This is a genomic window from Microbacterium maritypicum MF109, assembly GCF_000455825.1.
Taxonomy (GTDB): domain Bacteria; phylum Actinomycetota; class Actinomycetes; order Actinomycetales; family Microbacteriaceae; genus Microbacterium; species Microbacterium maritypicum_A.
This window is the reverse complement of record NZ_ATAO01000040.1, coordinates 1-209: the sequence shown is the minus strand read 5'-3', so window position 1 is coordinate 209 and position 209 is coordinate 1. Positions and strand designations below refer to the sequence as shown.

Annotated in this window: 1 pseudogene; it reads right to left on the bottom strand. The window is 71.8% G+C overall.

The annotated features are described in order from the left end of the window. Positions 1-209: pseudogene (locus tag L687_RS24790) on the bottom strand (Mur ligase family protein); the annotation flags it as partial.

Genomic DNA, 209 nt, shown 5'->3' with positions numbered 1-209 from the left:
GACGCAGCACCTCGGCCGCCTCCGCGGGCTGCTGGGCGGACACCACGGCCGCGCCCTCCTTGATGATGCCGGCCTTGACCTCGGCGATCTCGGCGATCGTGCTGCCGAGACGGTCGGCGTGGTCGATGTCGATCGGCGCGAACACCGCGACGTCGCCGTCGGCGGTGTTCGTGGAGTCCCACTCCCCACCCATGCCCACCTCGAGCACG